Raw genomic sequence first — 22,337 nt, forward strand, 5'->3', positions numbered from 1 at the left:
CAGCGTGCCGGTTGCAGATGCGTTGTAGCGACGCGCCGCTCTGCGAACGGCATCCTGCAATCGAGCAGGCATTTCGCCATAATCGCGTTCCATCTGCGCGCCGGGCTCAAGTACCAGCCTCAGGCGCATTGCCGCAGCGGCGGATGCCGCATAGCATCGCCCTTTGCCTGATCTCAGACGAACTTGCCTTTGTATTCCACACTCGACCGACAAGACCTGCTCGACACCAGCCTGCGCGTCGAGACGCCGGAAGGCATTGATCTGCTCCTGCGCCCGGCCGGACTGGTGCCCCGCGCCCTCGCCTTCGCCATCGACCTGGTGATTCGCGCCGCCATCCTGCTGGTTCTGTTTTTCACCCTCGGCCTGCTCGGCAAATTCGGCATGGGCCTGGGAACGCTACTGCTGTTCCTCGTTCAGTGGTGGTACATGGTGCTCTTCGAAGTGCTGAATCAAGGCCGCACGCCGGGAAAATACTGGCTGGGGCTACGCGTCGTGCATGACGACGGCACACCGGTCGGCTGGTCTTCCTCGCTCACCCGTAATCTGCTGCGCTTCGTCGACATGCTGCCGTTCGGCTATTTCCTCGGCGCTCTGAGTTGCCTGGGTCACCCTGCCTTCAAGCGCCTCGGCGATCTGGCGGCAGGGACACTGGTGATCTATCAGGAGAAGCCGCAGGCTCGCCCGGCGCTTCCCGACGTCGAACCGGTAGCCCCTCCCGTCGCGCTGACCCTGGATGAACAACGCGCGCTGATCGGCTTTGCCGAACGTCATGGGGCTCTTTCTGCCGAGCGCCGCCAGGAACTGGCCTCGATTCTGGCCGAGCCACTGGGGAGCAACGAAGAACATGCCGAGGCCAAAATTCACGGCATTGCCCGCTCCTTGGTGGGCTCGTCATGAAGCAGGCAGTATTCGAGCGGCAACATCAGGCCGACTGGCAGGAGTTCGCCGCTCAACTTGACGCGCTAGAGGGCGGCAAACCGCGCAGCACGCAGCCCGGAACATTTCCCGCCGCCTACCGCCGGCTCTGCCAGCAGCTGGCCTTGGCGGAGTCGCGCGGTTACAGCAGTCAACTGATCGAGCAGTTGCGGCAGCTTGCGCTGCGGGGCCATCAACAACTGTACCGCCATCGCAGCCCGCTGCTCGGTCGACTGCTGGGCTTCATCAGCGGCGGTTTCGCCCGCACGGTGCGTGCACAATGGCGCTATGTTCTGGCCGCCAGTGTGCTGTTCTACGGCAGCCTGCTCGGCATGGCCACGCTGGTTTACCTGTTTCCCGATCTGGTCTACAGCGTCCTGCCAGCCGACCAGGTCGCCCAGATGGAACAAATGTACGACCCGGACGCCAGTCGATTGGGGCGTTTTGCCGAGCGAGGCGCAGGCGACGACTGGCTGATGTTCGGCTACTACATCATGAACAATATCGGCATCGCGTTTCAGACGTTCGCCAGCGGCCTGCTGTTCGGCCTCGGCACATTGTTCTTCCTGCTGTTCAATGGCCTGACGATCGGTGCCGTGGCTGGCCACCTGAGCGGCATCGGCTATCACCAGCCGTTCTGGTCGTTCGTCATCGGTCACGGTGCCTTCGAGCTGACGGCCATCACCTTCGCGGGTGCGGCTGGGCTGCAGCTTGGCGTCGCGCTGCTCGCCCCAGGCCGACTGACGCGGGGCAATGCGCTCCGTCAGGCGGCCAGACAGGGCATACAGCTGGTCGGTGGTGCCACGCTTTTCCTTCTGATAGCCGCATTCGTCGAAGCCTATTGGTCCTCCATGACCCTCGCCACGCCCGCGATCAAGTACATCGTCGGTGCACTGCTGTGGCTGATCGTGGCCGTCTATTTCTGCCTGGCCGGGCGAGGTCAGCATGCAGCTGAGTAATGCCAGCGTCTCGATCCGTCCACGCAGCCCATGGGAGGCACTGGACCTTGGCACCCTGCTGGCCAGACGCCATGGAACGTTGCTGATGGCGACCTGGGCAGCCGTCACGCTGCCGGTTTTCGCGCTGATCAGCGTGCTGCTGTGGCAGCACCCAAGCGTGGCGTTGCTGCTGTTCTGGTGGTTGAAGCCGCTGTATGAACGGTTGCCGCTGCATATCCTGTCCAGAGCGTTGTTCGGCGAAACTCCAAATTTCAGAGAAAGCCTGAAGGCCTTCCCGGGCCTGTTGCGCTCGCAGTGGTTCGCCAGCCTGACCTGGCGCCGCCTGAGCATGACACGCAGCTTCGATCTGCCTGTGCAACAACTCGAGGGGCTCGACGGCAAAGCACGAGCCCAGCGTCTGATCACGCTCAATCTGCGCAATGGGCGCGCGGCAAGCTGGCTGACCGTGGTCGGTGTCCACCTGGAAGGTGCGCTCTGGCTCGGCCTGCTGGGGATGCTGTATTTTTTCCTGCCGGCACCGCTGGTGCAGCGCTGGAACTGGGAAGACCTGCTAGGGCTTAGCGGGGAATGGCTCTGGCTCGAGCATCTATCCAATCTGCTCTACGTTCTGGTGCTGATTGTCTGGGAGCCGATCTACGTTGCCTGCGGCTTCAGCCTCTATCTCAATCGGCGTACTCATCTGGAGGCCTGGGATATCGAACTGGCCTTCCGCCGGCTGCGCCAGCGCCTGCTCAGTGCTCTGCCGGCGTTATTGCTCGCCTGCGGCCTGCTGCTCTGGCCCGCGCAACACCAGGCTTGGGCCGCAGCCGCGGCCCAGACCGAAGAAGACCAGCCTGGCCCCGAGAGCAAGCGCCTGCTCAATCAGCCATTGACCAGCGAAGCAGCCCGCGAACGAATTGATGACTTGCTTGACCAGCCCCCCTTCCAGCACCGCGAAACAGTGACGCGCTGGCGGCTGGGCGACGCCGATGACCCACAGCAGCCCGGAGCGCTGGCACGCCTGATTGAGCGCCTGCTTCAGGGGGGCTCGTTCTGGCATGGCCTGGAGCGTCTGGCACAGATCCTCGAGGTCCTGCTCTGGACAGCCCTGGCGCTGCTCGTTGCGCTTGTGCTGTGGCGCTACCGCGAATGGTTGCAGACCTTTGGCGGCCGTGTACGACTGCCAAGCCGGCGCCGTATCGAGCCGCCGACGCAACTGTTCGGCCTAGATGTTGCCCCGCAAAGCCTGCCGGATGATATCGCCGCCGAGGCCGAACGACTCTGGCAGCTCGATCCACGCGCGGCGCTGGCACTGCTGTATCGCGGCTTGCTGTGCCGTCTGCTGCACGACTTCCAGTTGCCCTTGAAGGCGGCGCATACCGAAGGTGAGGTTCTGCAGCAGGTGCGTGATCTGCTGCTGGAGCCCCTCGCCCGATTCGCTGAGCATCTCACCGTTCAATGGCAGCGCCAGGCTTACGGGCACTACCCAGCCAACGAACAGGTGCGCGATGCGCTGTGTGCCGAATGGCGTGAGCTGTTCGCCGCGGGGCAGCCGTCATGAATCGCCTGCGCATTCGTCTTCTCGTCGCTGCGGCGATCCTGCTGCTCGGCCTGCTGACCATCTGGTTGGGTAGCCAGCTGCAGCGTTATGAAGAGGTCGTCGAACACGGTCCTGCTCCGCAGGCCCGCAGCAATGACTATCTGGCCGCCGAGCTATTCCTGCGCGATCTCGGCTTGCAGGTCGCCCGCCACGACGGCAGCGCCGGCCTGGAGGCGCTGCCCACCAGTGGCCAGACGCTGCTTTTGCTCGGTGACCGCCGCAACATGACGCCGCGGCAGACCGAACGCCTGCTCGACTGGGCTGCTGCCGGCGGGCATCTGGTGGTGGTCGCGGAGCGCCTGTGGGATGAGAAAACCGGCAAGAGCGGTGACCTGCTGCTCGATCGGCTCAACTTGCAGCAGTACTCGACCAGGGATCTGGATGAAGAGGCCCAGTCGCCTCAGTCATCCACTGCAGAACAGCATCCGCAATTGACCAAGCTGTATCTGGAGAATGAAAGCGCGCCGGCCTACCTCGCTTTCGATACGGATTTCCATCTCTACGACGCCGACAACCGCGCCCACGCCTGGGCCAACAGCGCGGGCGCGACGCACATGCTGCAACTGCAGCACGGTGACGGGTTGGTCACCGCGCTGACCGACAGCTGGATCTGGCAGAACCGCAATATCGACGAATACGACCATGCCTGGCTGCTCTGGTATCTGACTCAGGACAGCGAAGTCACCCTGGTGCACCGCAGCGAGCACGATGGCCTGCTGGCGCAGCTGCGCCAGTATTTTCCGGAAACGCTCACAGCGCTGGGCCTGCTCATACTGTTCGCGCTTTGGCACGTCGGACAGCGCTTCGGCCCGCTACTGCCCCCCGCCAACCCGGCACGTCGCCAGCTCCAGGAGCATCTACGCGGTTCGGCCGAGTTCCTGCTTCGCCATGGGCGTGAGCAAAGCCTCTTGCAGCGACTCCAGCAGGACGTTCAGCGCAGGGCCAACGTTCGCCATCCCGGCTTCGAGCAACTTCCGCTCAGCGGACAGCTGACAGTGCTCGCACAGCTCTCCAGCCTGCCGCCCACCAGCATCGAGCAGGCCATGCGCCCCACGCCGCAGCAACGCCTGTCGGCCACCGAATTCACCCGGCAGGTCGCCCACCTGCAAACCCTCAGGAATGCCTTATGAGCGAACAATCCTCCGATTCCAACAGCGCTGCTTCGAGCGCCAATCCAGTGAGCCAGCGCTTGCGCGCCAGCCAGTTGGCCCAGGCCCTGCGCGACGAACTGCACAAGGCAGTAATTGGCCAGGACGAGGTCATTGACGGTATCCTCACCGCGCTCATCGCCGGCGGCCATGTGCTGATCGAGGGCGTGCCCGGACTGGGCAAGACGTTGCTGGTTCGGGCCCTGGCGCGCTGCTTCGGCGGCGAGTTCTCGCGAATCCAGTTCACCCCGGATCTGATGCCCAGCGACGTCACCGGCCACGCGGTCTACGACATGCAGACCGAGCAGTTCAAGCTGCGCAAGGGCCCGGTCTTCACCAACCTGCTGCTGGCCGATGAAATCAATCGGGCCCCAGCCAAGACCCAAGCCGCGCTGCTCGAGGTAATGCAGGAGCGGCAGGTCACCCTCGAAGGCAAGGCCCTGGCCGTGCCACAACCGTTTCTGGTCATGGCGACGCAAAACCCCATCGAGCAGGAGGGCACCTATCCGCTGCCCGAAGCCGAGCTCGACCGCTTCATGCTGATGCTGCGCATGGATTACCCGCAAGCCGAAGAGGAACTGGAGCTGGTACGCCAGGTGACCCGTTCGGCACGGGCTGACATGCTCGATGTCAGCGCCTTGCGCCAACTGGTACAACCCCGCGATGTGCTGGCGCTGCAGAAGATCGCCAGCGAGCTGCCGCTGGACGAGCAGGTGCTGGACTATGCCGTGCGCCTGACCCGCAGCACACGCAGCTGGCCGGGCCTGGCACTGGGTGCCGGTCCGCGCGCATCGATCGCACTGGTTCGCGGCGGGCGCGCCCGGGCACTGTTGCGCGGCGCTGAGTTCGTCACGCCGGACGACATCAAGGGCTGCGCATTGGCCGTACTGCGCCACCGCGTGCGACTCTCGGCGGAGCTGGATATCGAGGGGCTGTCGGTGGACCAGGTCCTGCTGCAGGTGCTCGACCAGGTGGCGGCGCCGCGCGCATGACGCCATCCCGTCGCCTGCTCGTTGCGCTGGCAGCGATGGTGTTGCTGGCCGTCCCGCTCGGCACGCTCGCTGCCCTGGGAATCGAAGCCGAAGGCTGGCGTTCCGCCTGGTGGGGGCTTTTGCTGGCGTTGGGGATGATCGCTGCGCTCGATGCCCGCAACCTGAAGCGGTTGCCTACGCCGGCATTGCAACGCAACCTGCCGGGCAATCTGCCGCTGGGGCACTGGAGCCATGTACAGCTGCTGGCTCGCAACGACGATAGCCATCCGGTCGAACTGGAGCTATTCGACCACGTGCCGGACGGCATGCTCTTCGAGCAGTTGCCGCAACGCATACGCCTGCAACCCGGAGAGCATTGCCAGCTCAGCTACCGCCTGCGCCCGGTTCGCCGTGGACGCTTTTCCTTTCAGCGCTGCGACATACAGCTTTTCAGCCCCTTGGCGCTGTGGCGCAGCAAACGTCAGTTGCAACTGGCCGACGACACGCGGGTTTACCCCGACTTTGCCCAGCTGCACGGCGCTGGCCTGCAGGCGATCGACGTCTGGCTGAACCGTCTCGGCGTGCGCCAGCAGCCAAGACGCGGGCTGGGACTGGAGTTTCATCAGCTGCGCGAATTTCGCGAGGGCGATACGCTGCGCCAGATCGACTGGAAAGCCACAGCGCGCTCGCGAGCACCGATTGCCCGCGAGTACCAGGATGAGCAAGACCAGCAGATCGTGCTGATGTTCGATTGCGGGCGTCGTATGCGTAGCCAGGATGCGCAACTCACCCATTTCGATCACGCGCTCAACGCAGGTCTGCTGCTCGCCTACGCCGCGCTACGCCAGGGCGATGCGGTCGGCGCCTGCACCTTTGCCGGTGAACAGCCGCGGCACGTCACGCCAGCCAAGGGACAACAGCAGCTGCGCGTGCTGCTGAACGGCCTGTACGACCTGCAGCCCACCCAGCAGCCAGCTGATTACGGCGCAGCGGTCGATCAGCTACTGGCGCGGCAGCAGCGCCGGGCACTGGTGATCGTCATGAGCAATCTGCGCGACGAGGACGATGCCGAACTGCATGCCGCGCTGCGCCGACTTTCGCGCCGGCACCGGGTGCTGCTGGTGAGCCTTCGCGAAGAGGTGCTGGACCAGCTGCGCTTGCGACCGGTGCAAAGCCTGGACGACGCGCTCGATTACTGCGGTACACAGGACTACCTGAGTGCACGCCAGCAACTGCATAAACGCCTTACCGCCAATGGCCTGCCGGTGCTTGACGTCCAACCCTGCGATCTCGGGCCGGCGCTGGTCGGGCGCTACCTGGCGTGGAAGAAAACCGGAACGCTGTAGCTGCCTCAAAGGCCGTGGCAGCAATCCTTGTCGGTGAAGCGATCCGACGCCGCACTGACATGATGCGCCAATGGAATGTGCAGCATCGGCTGAAAGCTGAAGTAGTGATGCAACGCGGTGATCATCTCGCGGATCTCGCCGGGCGGCTCGATCAGGGAGAAACCGGTGTCGTAACTGCCCGGTGTAACATCCTCGCTGGACCACAGGCTGAACGCGCTGAAGTCCACATGGCGTAGCTGGCCGGTCTGGCCAGGAATCTTCAGGCGCATCTCGAAGCGGACGCCGAGCATCATCGGATAGGGGCTGATCAGCATCAGTCCGCCTTCGGAGAGATTGCCGATAAAACCCAGCGGCTTTTCAGTAAACCGGTTGAATACATTGAGGTAGTACGGCAGCTGATGCCGCTGGATACGACGCTGGTTCGCCATGTTCATGTCGTCGGAGCCTTCAACCTTGCCCTGCAATTCGAATCCCTCGGCTCAGTTGCATTCCTGGCCAATACGAGCTGCCAGGCGCTGTCGAGCCGCCTCTACTTCACTGTCACTGTAGTAGACGCGCTCTCCTGCCGCATCGTTACGAAAAAAACGTCCGCCAAGCTGCAGCTGTGACAACTGCCTGCGCAACCCTTGGCATTCCTGCTCCCGAGCCACCTGCGCCTGGCTGGCTTGCTCGCGCGCGGCCTGCTGTTCCTGCCGACGCGCATCGAAGAATCGTTCACTGCGTGCCTCGCGTGCCTCGCGTGCTCGGGTCTGCTCGTCTCGTTCGACCACTTGCGGCCGCACGTCGACCTGCTCGGCGCCGGCCGGTGGGCGCTGACCGAAATGCACGCTACCGTCGGCGTCGGTCCAACGGTAGATCTGCGCGGATGCCAGTGTCGGCAGCAGCATGACGATCAGAAGCAACGCTCGCATGTACCCTCACATGATTTTCACGACATCAGCGCTTGGCCGGCTGAGCCACCGCAGGCGGCTCGACATGATAGTGGCCAAGCTGCCTCAGCGTCTCCAGGCGCGCCCGTGCGCGATAAGCATATTCGCTGGCCGGGTAGCGCTCGACGATGAAGCGGTAGGTTTCGCCAGCGTCGACGAACAGCCCCTGCCGTTCCAGGCATTGCCCGCGCAGCAGGGAAATCTCCGGCTGCACCTGGCTACGCGGCTTGCTGCGGCGCTCCGCCTGCGACAGAGACTGCATCACTCGATCGCAGTTGTCGGCCTCGTAATGCTGGTAAGCCGCATCCAGGTGGCGATCGGAAGCATGACGGCTGCTGCAGCCGACGGTCAGAAGACTCAGAAAAATGATGATCAGGGTGCGCATGGGTTCCTCCGTATGCCTCCTTGTATCGACCGTATCGAAAAAACCTGCAGACAGCCCGTCAGACGGGCCGAAAGAGTAGTGCCCGCCGGGCGATGACTACAACCGGCGAGCATAGTAGCCTCGGGGCCAGCCAGAAGAAGGAGCTATTGAATGATTCCGCGTCGCACCAAGATCGTCGCCACCCTCGGCCCAGCGAGCAGTTCGCCGGAGGTACTGGAAAAGATGATCGTCGCCGGGCTGGATGTCGCCCGCCTGAACTTCTCCCACGGCAGCCCCGACGAACACCGTGCCCGGGCCGAACTGGTGCGTGAAATAGCCGCCCGCCACGGCCGCTTCGTCGCGCTGCTCGGCGACCTGCAAGGCCCGAAGATCCGCATCGCCAAGTTCACCGACAAGCGCATCGAGCTGAAGGAAGGCGACCGCTTCCGCTTCTCCGTGACCCACCCGCGTGATGCCGGTAACCAGGAAGTGGTCGGCATCGACTACCCGGACCTGGTCAAGGATTGCGGCGTCGGCGATGAGCTCTTGCTCGACGACGGTCGTGTGGTGATGCGCGTCGACAACGCCACCGCGGACGAGCTGCACTGCACCGTGCTGATCGGCGGCCCGCTGTCGGACAACAAAGGCATCAACCGCCGCGGTGGCGGCCTGACCGCACCGGCGCTGACCAACAAGGACAAAGCCGACATCAAATTGGCCGCGGACCTGGAGCTGGATTACCTGGCCGTCTCGTTCCCGCGCGATGCGGCTGACATGGACCTGGCCCGCCGTCTGCGCGACGAAGCCGGTTCGGATGCCTGGCTGATCGCCAAGATCGAGCGGGCCGAGGCGGTTGCGGACGACGCGGCACTGGACGGCCTGATTCAGGCCAGCGACGGCGTGATGGTGGCGCGCGGTGACCTGGGCGTCGAAATCGGTGACGCCGAGCTGGTCGGTATCCAGAAGAAGATCATTCTGCACGCCCGCCGCCACAACAAGGTGGTGATCACCGCGACGCAGATGATGGAGTCGATGATCCACAGTCCGATGCCGACCCGCGCCGAGGTATCCGATGTAGCCAACGCGGTGCTCGACTACACCGACGCGGTGATGCTCTCGGCCGAGAGCGCCGCTGGCGAATATCCGATCGAAGCGATCAAGGCGATGGCGCGAGTCTGCTGCGGCGCGGAGAAGCATCCGACCAGCACCAAGTCCGGTCACCGCCTCGGCCAGCAGTTCGAGCGCTGCGACGAGAGCGCAGCGCTGGCCGCGATGTACACCGCCAACCACTTCCCGGGCGTCAAGGCGATCATCGCCCTGACCGAGAGTGGTTACACGCCGCTGATCATGTCGCGCATCCGTTCTGCGGTTCCAATCTTCGCCTTCTCGCCGCACCGCGAGACCCAGGCGCGCGTTGCGCTGTTCCGTGGCGTCCAGACCGTACCTTTCGATCCGGCCGCGATGCCGGCAGACAAGGTCAGCCAGATGGCGGTCGAGGAGCTCCTCAAGCGCAACATCGTGCAGCCGGGTGACTGGGTGATCCTGACCAAGGGCGACAGCTACCACGACAGCACGGGCGGCACCAACACCATGAAGATCCTGCGCGTCGGCGATCAGTAAGCTCGACGGGTTCGACACGAGGCCGGCTTATGCCGGCCTCGTGCTTTCCATGATCAGCAATTGATCCGCTTACGGCGGAGGACTTGCGCCAACGAAGGCATCGCTGAAAATCTGCCCGCGCGGCAAGCCGGCAAGAAACAGCTGGCGCGCACACGCTTCGACAAACGCCGAACCACCGCACAGCAATGCGATCTCCTGACGCGCTACGGGTCGCAACGCCCCTAACGCGCGGTCACGCTCACCGGCGTCAATCCACTCCAGTTGCAGGTTCGCATGCCTGCTCGCCAGCTCTTGCAGTGGCTCGCGCAGGTAGTGGCCATCGCTACCGACATGCAACAGCCTGATCGGCGCGCTATGGCCGTGCCGCAGACTCTCGCGCAACAGCCCCCACAAAGGCGCCAACCCGGTTCCAGCCGCCAGTAGCAACAGAGGCCGCTCGGACCAGTCCGGCTCGTAGTGCAATGCCCCGCCATGCAGATCACCCAGCTGCAACGCATCGTCCGGACGCAGCTGCCGAGCGATATCGCAGAAAGCGCCCGGGCGGCTGCAGTCGAGGTGGAACTCCAGCCATGGATCATCACCGGGCAGGCTGGCCAGTGAATAAGGTCGAGCGATACCGGTTGCCGTCCATAACAGCAGATGCTGCCCTGCGCGATAGCGCAGCGGGCGCTCCGGTACCAGACGCAGGCGCAGCACGTTGCTACTCAACCATTGCACGCTCTCGACCCGCGCGGCCTGTCCGTCGCGGCGAGGATCGAAGATTTGCACGCCAAGGTCGCCCGCGATGCGGCACTGGCAGGCCAGTCGCCAGCCTGCCCCGCGCTGTTCGGGCGACAGCAGGTCCGGCTGGAGATCGTTCGGCTCCCCGTCGACACAGCGCACCAGACAGGCATGGCAGCTCCCGGCACGGCAGCTGTACGGCACCGGCACACCCGCGTCGATCAGTGCATCGAGCAGAATCGTACCCGGCGCAACCGTCCAGCCTCGTCCGGCATAACGCAGCTCAGGCATCGCTGGTAATCCATGCCGGCTCGCAGCGATTGCGCCCGGCACGCTTGGCGCGATAGAGCGCTTCGTCGGCACGTTGCAACGCTGCATCCAGATCGTCCCCGGCGTTCACCAGGGTAAGGCCGATGGACAGGCTGAGATGCCCGGCAGCAATATCGACCTCCTCCGGCTCCGCCTTGGAAAAGGCTTCACGCAGGCGCTCGCAACAGGCGCTGAACTGCTCGGCATCGGTGTCCGGCAACAGCAGCACGAACTCCTCGCCACCGTAACGGGCCAGCACGTCAGCATCACGCAGGCAGGAACGCGCCACACTGGCGAAAGTCTGCAGCACTCGATCTCCAGCGGCGTGGCCATGAATGTCGTTGACGCGCTTGAAATGGTCCAGATCGATCAGCGCCAGCCCGAACTGGTGGCCCTTGCGCAGCCGGCTCAACTCCCCTTCTGCGATGCGCAGGAAGCGCCGACGGTTGTACAGGCCGGTCAGCTCGTCGGTAGAGGCCAGATCCTCGAGCTGGCGCATCATGCCGCGCAGGGTGTCCTGGTGCGCCTGCAGGGCAAAGCGCCGCTGACGCATGCGCTGGCGCAGACGATAGACGTGCCCGGCAAACAGACACATCCAGATCAGTGTCACCAGCAGGACGCTGGCCTGAAGCAGGAACACCGTGGAGTCCACGGCACGCTGCAGGTAGTAGTCCAGCGCGGCCAGTCCGACGAAGCTGAGAAAGGCCAAGGCGGCGTAGCGGATAAACACCTTTGGCGGCAGGAAGACGGCAAACATCAACACGAGCAGATAGAGCACCAGCAGCGAACCACGCGCGCTGCCGAGGTTGAACAGGAAATAGGTCAGCCACAGCAACGCCACCAGCACCTGTGGCTCGGTCAGGCTGGGGTCCTTGAAACGCAGATTGATGCCGCGGTGAAAAAGCCAGAAAAACAGCAGCTGGCTCACCACGATCAACGCTGAATGAGTGATTGCACTGGCTGTGGACGCCTCGTAAAAGCCACTCGCCACCGCTACCCAGGTCAGCATCAGAGCGAGGCAATAGGTCACCGAAGCCATTGCGAATCGCCGGGTGACTAGCTGCTGAATGGCCAGCTCCCCGGTCTCTTCCCGCATCGCGCTCATAGGGATCCGTCCCGCTGTGGCAATTTGCCGCACTTTACGCTTACCGAAAACAAAAACCTAGCTGGCATTCCCATCGCTCCTGGTCCATCCGTGTACCGCGCAGCTCGACGCGTTATACTGCCGCGCATTTTTTCGCGGCGCGTCGACTGCCACTCCCGATGCGCCTCTTACCGCCCCGCCATGAGGACGCGCTGCATGACCGTGATCAAGCAAGACGACCTGATTCAAAGCGTCGCTGACGCTTTGCAGTTCATTTCGTACTACCACCCCGTGGATTTCATTCAGGCGATGCACGAGGCCTACCTGCGTGAAGAATCCCCGGCCGCGCGCGACTCCATGGCGCAGATCCTGATCAACTCGCGCATGTGCGCCACCGGCCACCGCCCGATCTGCCAGGACACCGGCATCGTTACCGTCTTCGTTCGCGTCGGCATGGACGTGCGCTGGGACGGCGCGACCATGAGCCTGGACGACATGATCAACGAGGGCGTCCGCCGCGCCTACAATCTGCCGGAAAACGTCCTGCGTGCTTCGATCCTGGCCGACCCAGCAGGTTCCCGCAAGAACACCAAGGACAATACGCCAGCCGTCATCCATTACTCCATCGTCCCCGGCGACAGAGTGGAAGTGGACGTCGCAGCCAAGGGCGGCGGTTCCGAGAACAAGTCGAAGATGGCCATGCTCAACCCGTCCGACTCTATCGTCGACTGGGTGTTGAAGACCGTGCCGACCATGGGCGCTGGCTGGTGCCCGCCGGGCATGCTCGGTATCGGCATCGGTGGTACCGCCGAAAAGGCCGCGGTCATGGCGAAAGAAGTGTTGATGGATCCGATCGATATCCACGAGCTCAAGGCTCGCGGCCCGCAGAACCGCATCGAAGAAATGCGTCTGGAGCTGTTCGACAAGGTCAACCAGCTCGGCATCGGCGCTCAGGGCCTGGGCGGCCTGACCACCGTGCTCGACGTCAAGATCATGGACTACCCGACCCACGCGGCCTCGCTGCCGGTGTGCATGATCCCCAACTGTGCGGCCACCCGCCACGCGCACTTCGTGCTCGATGGTTCCGGCGCCGCCGAACTGACCCCGCCGCCGCTGGACGCCTATCCGGAAATCGTCTGGGAAGCCGGTCCGAGCGCCCGTCGCGTCAACCTCGATACCATCACGCCGGAAGAAGTGCAGAGCTGGAAGCCGGGCGAAACCATCCTGCTCAACGGCAAGATGCTCACCGGCCGCGACGCTGCGCACAAGCGCATGGTCGACATGCTGAACAAAGGCGAAGAGCTGCCGGTGGACCTCAAGGGCCGCTTCATCTACTACGTCGGCCCGGTCGATCCGGTTGGCGATGAAGTGGTTGGCCCGGCCGGCCCGACCACCGCGACCCGCATGGACAAGTTCACCCGCCAGATCCTGGAAAGCACAGGCCTGCTGGGCATGATCGGCAAGTCCGAGCGTGGCCCGATCGCCATCGAAGCGATCAAGGACAACAAGGCCGTGTACCTGATGGCCGTCGGCGGCGCCGCCTACCTAGTCGCCCAGGCGATCAAGAAGTCCAAGGTGCTGGCCTTCGCCGAACTGGGTATGGAAGCGATCTACGAGTTCGAAGTGCAGGACATGCCGGTCACTGTGGCCGTCGATACCAAAGGCGAGTCGGTGCACATCACCGGCCCGGCGATCTGGCAGAAGAAGATCGCCGACAGCCTGGCGGTCGAAGTGCAGTAATCGCATCAGCGGAAAAACGAAAAGCCCGGCCTAGTGCCGGGCTTTTTGCTTGCCCATCACGCTAGACGAATCAGCCGCGGCGACGCAGCTGCACAAACAGCGCTTCCACTTTCTGCCGCGCCCAAGGCGTACGACGCAGGAAGGTCAGACTCGACTTGATGCTCGGCTCGCTCTTGAAGCAGCGAACATCCACACGCTGGGCCAAGCCATCCCAGCCATAGTGGGCTTGCAGCTCGGTGAGCATGGTTTCGAGGGTGACACCGTGCAGCGGATCGTTGGGGGTAGCAGACACAGACAGCGCTCTTGCTGGGGCGGCCAAAGCCGCCGATGTTGATTGGCGTGGCCGCCCCGCGGCTTGCGGAGCGGCACGAAGCGCATCCTACAGTTTTATCTCGGTGCCAAGCAGCTTGAGAAAGCCTGCCAGCCAGGCCGGATGCGCTGGCCACGCCGGCGCGCTGACCAGATTGCCTTCGGTATGCGCCTGGTCAACCGGGATATCCACGTAATCGCCCCCGGCCAGTTTCACTTCCGGCGCACAAGCGGGATAGGCACTGCAGGCGCGCCCCTTCAGCACCCCGGCAGCAGCGAGCAGCTGCGCGCCGTGGCAAACAGCGGCGATCGGCTTCCTGGCTTCATCGAATGCACGCACCAGTGCCAGCACCTGCTCATTCAGGCGCAGGTATTCAGGCGCTCGGCCACCGGGGATCACCAAGGCGTCATAGTCCTCGGCGCGCACGGCGGCGAAGTCAAAGTTCAGCGCAAAGTTATGACCCGGTTTTTCGCTGTAGGTCTGGTCGCCTTCGAAATCGTGAATCGCCGTACGCACGCTGTCGCCGGCCTTCTTGTCCGGGCATACCGCGTGTACACGATGACCAACCATCTGCAGCGCCTGGAACGGCACCATGGTTTCGTAGTCCTCGGCGTAGTCGCCCACCAGCATCAGAATGTTCTTTGCCGCCATTGGCTCGTCCTCCTTACGCGGTTTTGGAGCTTCGCTCCGATACGCGACAGCTTCAGCCGCCGCGATTGAAGATGTTCACCAGCAAACGATCCATCAACCCCCACATCCGCTGATACAGCCGCAGGTGCAGAGGCCGGGCGTACCAGCTGGCCAGGTCGATTTCGATGCTGTCCTGAAAGTCGCGCTCGAAACACGCCTGCACCTGCCCGCTCAGCGAAGCGTCGATCGCCTCGAGGTTCGCTTCCAGATTCCAGCGCAGGTTCCAGTGATCGAAATTGCACGAACCGACGCTGACCCAGTCATCGACCAGTACCATTTTCAGGTGCGAGAAGTGTGGCTGATATTCGTGGATTCGCACGCCGGCCCGCAGCAGGCGCGGATAGAAGCGCTGCCCGGCGTAACGCACCGGCGGATGATCGGTATTACGGCTGGTCAGCAGCAGACGCACATCAACGCCGCGGCGTGCCGCGCGGATCAGCGCCCGCCTCACCTTGCCGGTGGGCAAAAAATACGGCGTTGCCAGCCAGATGCGTGTCTGCGCGCGACGCAGGTTACGCAACAGGCTGAGCAGGACGTCGCGGTGCTGGCGCGCTGCGGAATAGGCGACGCGCCCGAGCCCGGAGCCATCAGGCAGCAGCGGTATGCGCGGCGCCCTGTTCGGCAGGGGCAGCTGCCAGATCCGCCGCTTCAGGCAATGCACCCACTGGCTGTCGAACAGCTCCTGCCAGTCCTGCAGCAACGGCCCGGTCATCTCGACCATCACTTCGTGCCAATGCATGGCGGGCTCACGCGGATTCCAGAACTCGTCGGTAACGCCGGTGCCGCCGACATAGCCGATACAGCCGTCTACCAGCAGCAATTTGCGGTGGTCACGATGCAGATTGCGCAGTTTCAAACGCAGCGAAAGTGGGTTGTACAGACGCAGCTCGATGCCCGCCTGGGTCAGCCGATCCCGGTTGGCCTGGCCCAGCTTCAGGCAACCGAAGCCGTCGAACAAGCACCGCACCCGCACGCCGCGTGACACCGCGCGCAGCAGAGGCTCCAGCAATCGATCGAGGCAGTGCCCGTCTTCCACCAGATAGAGTTCCAGGTCGATACGGCGCTCGGCGCGCTCGATCGCCTCGAACATGGCCGGGAAGAATTGTGGCCCATCGACCAACAGCCGGAAGCGATTGTCGCTGCGCCAAGGGAAAACCGATCCGGCCAACATCACAAGAATTTACCCAGAACGGAGCCGGTCGCAGGCCAAAGAAGTGTCGAGCAAGACAAGCAGCGAAATGACATGAAGTCCCTTTTTCCAGTCGGCACGCAAGGCGCAACGGAGTGATGCCACGCTCACGCATGCAAACAAAGCAAACCGCGCGGTAGCTTACCCAGTCCCTTCAGCAAGACAAGGCCGTCGCCGCTGTTGGCCTTGCGCGGCGACTCGGCCGTGGCGAGCGCCCTTATAAGGCCAGGCGCGATGGCGCAGAGTTCCCGAGACCGTTGCCGACGAATCAGCCCGCCTCGCTGAGCCCGAGCGCCACGACAGCTTGCTGCAAACGCCGCGCCTGGGCTTCACGCGCAAGGCCGAGCACCGCCCTGTCGCGCTGCCACAGCACAGCGCAGGCTCCCTCGCTAGCCGACATCACAGCGTCCAGTTCCGGCTGCAACATCGCGAACTGCTCGAGCACAGCCGCCAGCAACAGGTGACTCGCCGGTTCGCCGGCCGGCTGTCGCGCCACCTCGGCCGCCCCGCCGAGAATGCCCAACAGACGCAGCATCAAGCTGCGCGGCCAGCACTCCTGCAGCGCCACGCCGTAGAGCCAGGCGCTAAGCGCGGCTAGCACGTGGATATCTTCGTACGTACGGAAGGGTTTGACGTAATCGCGCCAGCCATCGCCGGGCAAGCGTGTGCCGACGGCCTGTTCCAGATGCAAGCGCCCATGGGCGATGTCCGGCACGATAGGCAGTTGCGGACCGGATATCAGCGATACGCCTACGGCGGCCGGTTCGACCGCGAACAGCCCGAGCCGCGGTGACTCCTCGGCACCCTCCTCCCTGGCCGATACCAACAACCATTGCACCGCATCGCCAGCGGTGACGAAATCCTTGCTGCCACTCAGATGACCGTCATCCCAGCGGGTTGCCATGTCGGCCGGGCGCAATTTGCGCCGTTCGGTCGTACAGAGTGCACCGAGCCCTGGCGGGGCGTCGGGCCAGAGCGCGCGCAGCGCAGCCTGATAGCCACCGAGAAAAGCCAATCCCGGCGTGGCCGCCAGCCGGCCACCATAGACCGCCAGGCTAAAGGGGTCGGTTGTGCCGGCGCCCTCGCATACACCCGCAAACCAGGTCGCCAGGCCAGCGTTCGCTGCAACCGGCTGCAACGGGCCGATCAGTCGTTTCCACGGCATGTTCATCTCCAAAGTCCCACGCACCCAAGCGGCCGCCCCACCGTCATCCAACCATCATCCGATCGTAACAGCGCCGACATGCCCCGCTCCTAGCCTGATCGAGCCAAACACTCGAGCCCAACGATAACAACCAGACGCTCGCGTTGCATCGCCAACCCGCCACAACCACGGCGGCCAAGGAGACAGAGCATGAATGCCATCGTCGATCCCCGCAGCACGCGTCAACTTCGAGCCGAACGCCTGGAAGGCGGTGCGGCCCTGCGCGAAGCCCAGGCTTTGCGCTATCGGGTCTTCAGCAGCGAGTTCGATGCCCGGCTGCAGGGCGCGGAGCTCGGACTGGACATGGATGACTTCGACGTTCACTGCCGGCACATCGGTGTACGTGATCTGGCAAGCGGAGAGCTGGTCGCCACCACCCGCCTGCTCGACCACCTCACCGCCAAGCAACTCGGGCGCTTCTACAGCGAAGGAGAGTTTGCCCTGCACGGCCTGGCAGACTTCAACGAACCCGTGCTGGAAATCGGCCGCACCTGCGTGGCACCGGCCTATCGTAATGGCGCGACCATCGCGGTGCTCTGGAGCGAGCTGGCAGAAGTGCTCAACGAGGGCCGTTATCGTTACCTTATGGGCTGCGCCAGCATTCCCATGCGCGACGGTGGCATCCAGGCCCGCGCGATCATGCAGCGGTTGCGCGACAGTCACCTGTGTACCGAGCTGCTGCATGCGGAGCCGCGAACGCCACTTCCTGAGCTGGAGCTGCCGGACAACGTCACTGCCCAGCTGCCGCCGCTGCTCAAGGCCTATATGCGCCTCGGCGCGAAGATCTGTGGCGAACCCTGCTGGGACCCGGACTTCCAGGTCGCCGACGTCTTCATCCTGCTCAAACGCGAGGAGCTTTGCCCGCGCTACGCCCGCCACTTCAAGGCTGCGGTATAGATGACGCGGGCGCGCCTGTACTGGCGCCTGCTGCGGGTGAGCGCCGTGATCCTGCTGGGACTACTGTTGGCGGCCGTACTGGCGCTCGGCGAGCGCCTCGCGCTACGAGCCTCTGTGCAAGGCAGACAACGGCTGACCCGCTGGTTCATGGTTCACCTGGCCACCGCGCTACCGTTCCGTGTGCAGGTGATTGGCGAGTTGCCGTCCAAGCCGATGCTGTGGGTCGCCAACCATGTGTCCTGGTGTGATATCCCGCTGCTGGGAATGCTGCGGCCGCTGTCGTTCCTGGCCAAGGCCGAAGTCGCACGCTGGCCCGTGCTTGGCTGGCTGGCGCGCCAGGCAGACACCCTGTTCATCCGCCGAGGCGCCGGCGATGCCGCGCAGATCAATCAGCAACTGGCCAACCATCTCCACCAGGGTCGTCATCTGCTGATTTTCCCCGAGGGCACCTCGACCGATGGCAGCAGCGTACGCACTTTCCACCCTCGGCTGTTCGCCTGCGCCATGCAAACCGGCTGCGCCGTTCAACCCGTTGCGATTCGCTATCTGCGCAATGGCAAGCCCGACACCGTGGCTCCCTTCATAGGCGATGACGAACTGCCTGCGCACTTGCGCAGACTGCTCGCCAGCGACGTGGCAGAAGTGGAAATCCATCTGCTGCTACCCATTGCCGCCAACACACTCAGCCGCAGAGCAATTGCCGAGCGGGCGCAACTGGCGATCGAGCGGGCACTGGCTGGGCAGGCGCAGGAGGCCGTGAGAGAGGCCGCATAGAGACCTCCTATCGAGGCTGCGCTAAGCTTGACCCATGAATTATCTTGCTCACCTTCATCTCGGCGGCCCTGGCCCAGAGGACATGCTCGGCAGCCTGTATGGCGACTTCGTCAAAGGCTCGCTGCAGGGTCGCTGGCCAGCGCGGATCGAGGCCGGCATTCGCCTGCATCGGCAGATCGATGCCTACACCGACAGCCATCCGCTGGTGCTGGAGGCGAAAGCGCGCTTTCCCAGTGAGCGCCGCCGCTACGCAGGAATCCTGCTGGATCTGTTCTTCGATCATTGCCTGGCGGCGAACTGGTCGGACTATTCCAGCGAACCGCTAGAGCTCTTTACCCAGCGGGCCTACCGGGCGCTGACCGAAGAGCCCCAGCTGCCGGGCAAGCTCGCCGTCATCGCACCGCACATGGCCGCGCACGACTGGCTGGGCAGTTATCGCGAGTTCGATGTACTGGAACGGGTGCTGGCCAACATGAGCCGCCGGCTCAGCCGGCCGGATGGCCTGGCCGGCGGGCTGGAAGAGCTGGAGCAGCTGTACGATCCGCTGCTTGAGGATTTTCGTCTTTTCTATCCGCAGCTGCAGCAGTTCGCCAAGGCGGCGATGTAGCGCAGCCGCGTCGTGTCACGCAGCATAGCCGGGACTCTGCGCATCCAGCTTGCGCAACAGACCCGGCCAGGCCAACGCGCCGCCCATGCCTGAGCGGGTACGGGTTACACCGGCAGCCATGGCCTTGGCACCCGCGAGGATCTGTTCGGGAATGGCGATCAGCTCGCTGCCGCCAGCCTGCGCCATGACCTGGATTTCGCAGGCACGCTGGAAGATGAACATCATCAGAAAGGTATCGGCGATGCTGCCACCGCAGGTCAGCAGGCCATGGTTGTGCAGCAGCATAAAGCCGGTATCACCCAGATCGGCCTGCAGGCGCGCCTTCTCGTCATGATTCAGCGCCACGCCCTCATAGCCGTGGGTGGAAAGACTGGCCAGCACGAACAGCGACTGCTGGCTGATCGGCAACACGCCCTGGCGCTGCGCCGAGACCGCCACTCCGGCGGCGGTATGGGTGTGCATGACGCAGGCGACGTCGTGCCGCACTTCATGCACGGCACTGTGGATGGTGTACCCAGCGGGATTGATCTCGTACGGGCTATCCATCACCTTGCTTCCGGCCAGATCGACCTTGACCAGGCTGGACGCGGTGATTTCGTGAAACATCAGCCCGTACGGATTGATCAGGAAGTGATCGGTTTCGGGAATCTTGGCCGAGATGTGCGTGAAGATCAGGTCATCCCAGCCATGCAGCGCGACCAGCCGGTAACAGGCCGCCAGATCGACCCGCGCCTGCCATTCGGCAGGGCTCACTTGAGATTCCAGGGAAGGCAAAGCGTGCAGCGCGGTCATCGAGGGCACCTCTTCTTATTGTCGTGGCGTTGCCCTGGATTCTAGCCAGAGCCGCTCACGCCGACAGTTGCCCTTGCAGCCAGGCCGCTGGCCTGGCGAGCCACACTCAGGCGCGCAAGGCCGCCGCGAAGGCTTCCAGCCACGGTTCGGCGTCGCTTTCCGGGGTGACTGTCTCGCTGGCGTCGAGGCGTAGCATCTCCACCACTTCCCGCACGCCCAGCTCGGCATAGAGCTCGCGAATCAGCTCTCCGCCGCCGCAGAAGGTGTCGCCATAGCTGGCATCGCCAAGCGCGATGACGCCACCGGGCAGGCCGCTCCATGCGGGAAACTGATCGCGGATGGTCGAGTACAGCGGGATGAAGCTGTCCGGCAGCTCACCCATGCCGGTGGTCGAGGTCACGACCAGCAGCGCTTCGGGTGCGAACTCTAGAATCTGCGGCAGCTGCGCGCGGGGATCGTGCCAGGTTTCGAAACCGGCAGCTTTCAGCTGGTGTTCGGCGTGACGGGCGACATCTTCGGCGGTGCCGTAGACGCTCCCGGAGAGAATGGCGACTTTCATATGCGCTCCAGGGCAATCAAAGCCGCGCATTATGCCGCATCTGGCCGTGCCGGGTTCTGCGTGGCGGAGCAACCGTACCGTATATCCAGCAAAACCGCAGAGACGGAACCAAACTGCAACTAGACTGTCCTAGGGGCGATTGCCCCACCGCGCCCGACCGGCGCAGGCGCAACGTGGCCCACGCCACGACGCCAGAACCATGGAGGCAGCATCCTCCGAGGGTATCCGCATGGCGGAAGATACGATTCTCAGCAAAGACGAACTGACCTTCATCCGCAAGTTGATGCAGCGCAACGGCGGAACCACCGCGGAGCGCGCTACAGGTTTCCGGATCGATGGCGGCGCGCCATCCAACGAACTGCTGATGCAGCTGGCCGCAAGGGCCAACCTGTCATTACAGGCTGAGTTCGAAGACTTTCGCATGTCGTTCCCGATCCAGCTTCGTGAAGATGAGCTGCACAGCCTCGATCTGCAACTGGCGCCACCGGTGATCTACGAGCGCGGGGCGACCACACGCGCCTGGCGTCTGCACCTGGATGAGCCACTTGCGCTACTGAAGAACGACGGCGGCGAAAGCTCGCTCAGCGTCCATGAGCTGTCTCCGCACGGCCTCCTGGTAGATGCCGGCAAGGATCGCAAACCGCCCAAGCACTTCCACTTGCGTCTGGCGCTTCCGGATGACACTCCGCTGGAGATCGACGCCCATCGTGTTCGTGAACTCAAGGGCGGGATGGCAGCCTACGAAGTGGAGTTCCCCCAGGAAAAGGACGCCGAACGCATCCGCTCCTTCCTCTATCGTCAGCACCAACGTTTGCACCCCGATTTGCAGCCTGAGGTGCCCGCCGATCTGGTGTAAGCTGCCACGCCTGTTAGTGACCGCCTCGCAGCTAGGCGGCCCACCCATTTCCGGCAGTGGATATACATGCACCAGGCTCCGATTCTCATCACCGGTGCCAGCCAGCGGATCGGACTGCATTGCGCCGAACGGCTGCTGGAGGACGGCTTCACGGTTATCGTCACCTACCGCCGCGAACGCGACAGTATCGACCGACTGCGCACGCTCGGCGCTTCCACGCTGAAGGCGGATTTCAGCGATGAAGCAGGTATTACGGGCTTTATCGCCGCACTCCGAGAGCAGACCGCAAGCCTGAGAGCGATCGTCCACAACGCATCCGAATGGCGCCCCGATACTCCCGGCCAGGAAGCCGAGGCGTTTCGCCAGCTGTTCCAGGTGCATATGCTCGCGCCCTACCTGATCAATCTGCACTGCGCCGACCTGCTGCGCCACGGCGGGCCGGCGGACATCGTGCACATCGGCGACGACGTCACCCGCAAGGGCAGCAAGAAACATATCGCCTATGCGGCAAGCAAGGCGGGGCTGGACAACCTCACGCTGTCCTTTGCCGCCAGCCTGGCCCCGGCGATCAAGGTCAACGGCATTGCCCCGGCGCTGATCCAGTTCAATCCGGACGACGATGAGGAATACCGGCGCAAGGCACTGGCGAAATCTGCGCTGGGCATCGAACCCGGTGCCGAGGTGATCTACCAGAGCCTGCGCTACCTGCTCGACAATCCGTATGTCACCGGCACCACACTGACCGTGAACGGCGGCCGTCATCTGATCTGAAGAC

General features: G+C 63.8%; 24 protein-coding genes. 13 read left to right on the forward strand and 11 right to left on the reverse strand.

The window, feature by feature from the left end; genetic code table 11:
• Positions 1-189 precede the first annotated feature (189 nt).
• Genes BHD08_RS16000 through BHD08_RS16025 form a run of 6 tightly spaced genes read left to right on the forward strand, consistent with a single transcriptional unit; the run spans position 190 to position 6,918 of the window.
• Positions 190-897, forward strand: coding sequence for an RDD family protein (locus tag BHD08_RS16000; RefSeq protein ID WP_122099462.1), 708 nt, complete (start codon positions 190-192; stop codon positions 895-897).
• Positions 894-1,874 carry a stage II sporulation protein M gene (locus BHD08_RS16005; protein ID WP_125023485.1) on the forward strand — a complete coding sequence of 327 codons (981 nt, stop codon included), beginning with the start codon at positions 894-896 and terminating at the stop codon, positions 1,872-1,874. Before BHD08_RS16000 ends, BHD08_RS16005 begins: the two co-directional genes overlap by 4 nt.
• A complete protein-coding gene (locus tag BHD08_RS16010; protein WP_125023487.1) occupies positions 1,861-3,414 on the forward strand; it encodes a DUF4129 domain-containing protein in 1,554 nt (517 codons plus the stop codon). The genes BHD08_RS16005 and BHD08_RS16010 overlap by 14 nt, the downstream gene beginning before the upstream one ends.
• The gene (locus BHD08_RS16015) at positions 3,411-4,583 is read left to right on the forward strand and encodes a DUF4350 domain-containing protein (protein ID WP_125023489.1); all 1,173 of its coding nucleotides are present in this window, start codon (positions 3,411-3,413) and stop codon (positions 4,581-4,583) included. Before BHD08_RS16010 ends, BHD08_RS16015 begins: the two co-directional genes overlap by 4 nt.
• A complete protein-coding gene (locus BHD08_RS16020) occupies positions 4,580-5,593 on the forward strand; it encodes a MoxR family ATPase (RefSeq protein ID WP_125023491.1) in 1,014 nt (337 codons plus the stop codon). Before BHD08_RS16015 ends, BHD08_RS16020 begins: the two co-directional genes overlap by 4 nt.
• Positions 5,590-6,918: a DUF58 domain-containing protein gene (locus BHD08_RS16025; protein WP_125023493.1), complete on the forward strand. Its 1,329-nt coding sequence runs from the start codon at positions 5,590-5,592 to the stop codon at positions 6,916-6,918. Before BHD08_RS16020 ends, BHD08_RS16025 begins: the two co-directional genes overlap by 4 nt.
• 5 nt (positions 6,919-6,923) lie before the next feature.
• On the opposite strand, the gene BHD08_RS16030 is transcribed toward BHD08_RS16025, so the two are convergent.
• From BHD08_RS16030 to BHD08_RS16040, 3 genes are read right to left on the reverse strand one after another with little or no spacing between them, the layout of a single operon-like run.
• Positions 6,924-7,352, reverse strand: coding sequence for a PilZ domain-containing protein (locus BHD08_RS16030; RefSeq protein WP_125023741.1), 429 nt, complete (start codon positions 7,350-7,352; stop codon positions 6,924-6,926).
• A 45-nt stretch (positions 7,353-7,397) separates the two neighbouring features.
• Positions 7,398-7,829: a DUF4124 domain-containing protein gene (locus BHD08_RS16035; protein WP_125023495.1), complete on the reverse strand. Its 432-nt coding sequence runs from the start codon at positions 7,827-7,829 to the stop codon at positions 7,398-7,400.
• Positions 7,830-7,854: 25 nt separating this feature from the next.
• A complete protein-coding gene (locus tag BHD08_RS16040) occupies positions 7,855-8,232 on the reverse strand; it encodes a tol-pal system YbgF family protein (RefSeq protein WP_015277919.1) in 378 nt (125 codons plus the stop codon).
• A 150-nt stretch (positions 8,233-8,382) separates the two neighbouring features.
• On the opposite strand from BHD08_RS16040, the gene pyk reads away from it, so the two are divergent.
• On the forward strand, positions 8,383-9,831 hold the full coding sequence (gene pyk, locus BHD08_RS16045) for a pyruvate kinase (protein ID WP_015277920.1): 1,449 nt from the start codon (positions 8,383-8,385) through the stop codon (positions 9,829-9,831).
• 69 nt (positions 9,832-9,900) lie between these two features.
• Here the strand turns inward: pyk and BHD08_RS16050 are convergent, their stop codons facing one another.
• Together BHD08_RS16050 and BHD08_RS16055 are read right to left on the reverse strand one after the other, a co-directional pair.
• The gene (locus BHD08_RS16050) at positions 9,901-10,842 is read right to left on the reverse strand and encodes an iron-sulfur-binding ferredoxin reductase (RefSeq protein ID WP_125023497.1); all 942 of its coding nucleotides are present in this window, start codon (positions 10,840-10,842) and stop codon (positions 9,901-9,903) included.
• Positions 10,835-11,965 carry a diguanylate cyclase gene (locus BHD08_RS16055; protein WP_125023499.1) on the reverse strand — a complete coding sequence of 377 codons (1,131 nt, stop codon included), beginning with the start codon at positions 11,963-11,965 and terminating at the stop codon, positions 10,835-10,837. Before BHD08_RS16055 ends, BHD08_RS16050 begins: the two co-directional genes overlap by 8 nt.
• Positions 11,966-12,160: 195 nt before the next feature.
• On the opposite strand from BHD08_RS16055, the gene BHD08_RS16060 reads away from it, so the two are divergent.
• Positions 12,161-13,684, forward strand: a complete 1,524-nt coding sequence (locus BHD08_RS16060) for a fumarate hydratase (RefSeq protein ID WP_125023501.1) — start codon at positions 12,161-12,163, stop codon at positions 13,682-13,684.
• 70 nt (positions 13,685-13,754) lie between these two features.
• Here BHD08_RS16060 and BHD08_RS16065 read toward each other — a convergent pair whose 3' ends face one another.
• The 4 genes from BHD08_RS16065 to BHD08_RS16080 form a co-directional block, all read right to left on the reverse strand.
• Positions 13,755-13,976 (reverse strand): VF530 family DNA-binding protein, encoded by a 222-nt coding sequence (locus BHD08_RS16065; RefSeq protein ID WP_038662665.1) that lies wholly within the window; start codon positions 13,974-13,976, stop codon positions 13,755-13,757.
• Positions 13,977-14,063: 87 nt separating this feature from the next.
• On the reverse strand, positions 14,064-14,645 hold the full coding sequence (locus BHD08_RS16070; RefSeq protein ID WP_038662668.1) for a DJ-1/PfpI family protein: 582 nt from the start codon (positions 14,643-14,645) through the stop codon (positions 14,064-14,066).
• A 52-nt stretch (positions 14,646-14,697) separates the two neighbouring features.
• Positions 14,698-15,855, reverse strand: a complete 1,158-nt coding sequence (locus tag BHD08_RS16075; RefSeq protein ID WP_125023503.1) for a phosphatidylserine/phosphatidylglycerophosphate/cardiolipin synthase family protein — start codon at positions 15,853-15,855, stop codon at positions 14,698-14,700.
• A gap of 286 nt (positions 15,856-16,141) precedes the next feature.
• Complete coding sequence (locus BHD08_RS16080) at positions 16,142-17,044, reverse strand: acyl-CoA dehydrogenase (RefSeq protein ID WP_177412689.1); 903 nt, start codon at positions 17,042-17,044, stop codon at positions 16,142-16,144.
• Positions 17,045-17,227: 183 nt separating this feature from the next.
• Between BHD08_RS16080 and olsB the strand changes: the two genes are divergently transcribed.
• From olsB to BHD08_RS16095, 3 genes are read left to right on the forward strand one after another with little or no spacing between them, the layout of a single operon-like run.
• Positions 17,228-17,974: an L-ornithine N(alpha)-acyltransferase gene (gene olsB, locus BHD08_RS16085; RefSeq protein WP_125023507.1), complete on the forward strand. Its 747-nt coding sequence runs from the start codon at positions 17,228-17,230 to the stop codon at positions 17,972-17,974.
• Positions 17,975-18,748 carry a 1-acyl-sn-glycerol-3-phosphate acyltransferase gene (locus BHD08_RS16090; protein ID WP_125023510.1) on the forward strand — a complete coding sequence of 258 codons (774 nt, stop codon included), beginning with the start codon at positions 17,975-17,977 and terminating at the stop codon, positions 18,746-18,748. It abuts the gene before it with no gap.
• Positions 18,749-18,782: 34 nt separating this feature from the next.
• A complete protein-coding gene (locus BHD08_RS16095; protein WP_015277930.1) occupies positions 18,783-19,355 on the forward strand; it encodes an ACP phosphodiesterase in 573 nt (190 codons plus the stop codon).
• A 15-nt stretch (positions 19,356-19,370) separates the two neighbouring features.
• Here the strand turns inward: BHD08_RS16095 and BHD08_RS16100 are convergent, their stop codons facing one another.
• A complete protein-coding gene (locus tag BHD08_RS16100; RefSeq protein ID WP_125023512.1) occupies positions 19,371-20,147 on the reverse strand; it encodes a class II aldolase/adducin family protein in 777 nt (258 codons plus the stop codon).
• A 106-nt stretch (positions 20,148-20,253) separates the two neighbouring features.
• Positions 20,254-20,706 carry a flavodoxin gene (locus tag BHD08_RS16105; protein WP_015277932.1) on the reverse strand — a complete coding sequence of 151 codons (453 nt, stop codon included), beginning with the start codon at positions 20,704-20,706 and terminating at the stop codon, positions 20,254-20,256.
• Positions 20,707-20,935: 229 nt separating this feature from the next.
• Between BHD08_RS16105 and BHD08_RS16110 the strand changes: the two genes are divergently transcribed.
• Entirely contained in the window at positions 20,936-21,562 is a 627-nt protein-coding gene (locus tag BHD08_RS16110; protein WP_015277933.1) for a PilZ domain-containing protein, read from the forward strand.
• Between the two features lie 66 nt (positions 21,563-21,628).
• Positions 21,629-22,333: a dihydromonapterin reductase gene (gene folM, locus BHD08_RS16115; protein WP_015277934.1), complete on the forward strand. Its 705-nt coding sequence runs from the start codon at positions 21,629-21,631 to the stop codon at positions 22,331-22,333.
• Positions 22,334-22,337 lie beyond the last annotated feature (4 nt).

Origin of the sequence: Pseudomonas sp. SCT, assembly GCF_003864275.1 — a bacterium.
Taxonomy (GTDB): Bacteria; Pseudomonadota; Gammaproteobacteria; order Pseudomonadales; family Pseudomonadaceae; genus Stutzerimonas; species Stutzerimonas stutzeri_AE.